Origin of the sequence: Mycobacterium sp. 1482292.6, from assembly GCF_001672995.1 — a bacterium.
GTDB classification, from domain to species: Bacteria; Actinomycetota; Actinomycetes; order Mycobacteriales; family Mycobacteriaceae; genus Mycobacterium; species Mycobacterium europaeum_A.
In genome coordinates this window covers 1-539 of the sequence record NZ_LZKV01000192.1, presented here as the reverse complement: position 1 = coordinate 539, position 539 = coordinate 1, and the positions used below count along the sequence as shown (strand labels likewise).

Sequence of the window (539 nt, the reverse complement as noted above, 5' to 3'; positions counted from 1 at the left end):
TCACGCTGAGCCGCAATCAATTTGAGTACAGCAAGAACAAGCTGGCCGGATTGCCGACCAGCCGCAACATCGAGGTGCGGTTGCAGGGCTGGGAAGAGTTCGAGGACAAGGTCGACCGGATCGTCACGATTGGCGCCTTCGAAGCTTTCAAGATGGAGCGCTATCCCGCATTTTTCGAGCACTTCGGCCGGCAGCGCTACGGCCGCTTCTTCAAAATGGCCTACCAGGCGCTGCCGCCCGGCGGAGTGATGTTGCTGCACACCATCGTTCGGCCGTCGTTCAAAGACGCGCGGGCCAAGGGCCTGAAGCTGACCCACGAAATCGTGCAGTTCTCGCAGTTCATCCTGGCCGAGATCTTCCCCGGCGGCTGGCTGCCGACGCCGCAGACCGTCGGCGAGTACGGAGTGACCGCGGGCTTCGACCTGACCCGCGTCCAGTCGCTGCAGCTGCACTACGCCAGGACCTTGGACCTGTGGGCCGAGGCACTCGAGGCCAATCGCGAGCAGGCGATCGCCATCCAGTCCCAGGAGGTCTACGAC

The 539-nt window shown here is 63.1% G+C and carries 1 protein-coding gene; it reads left to right on the top strand.

Features of this window, described 5'->3' with window-relative positions; genetic code table 11:
* Nucleotides 1-539, top strand: a 539-nt coding sequence (locus tag A5624_RS18675; RefSeq protein WP_232002282.1) for a class I SAM-dependent methyltransferase, incomplete at both ends; no start/stop codon positions are given.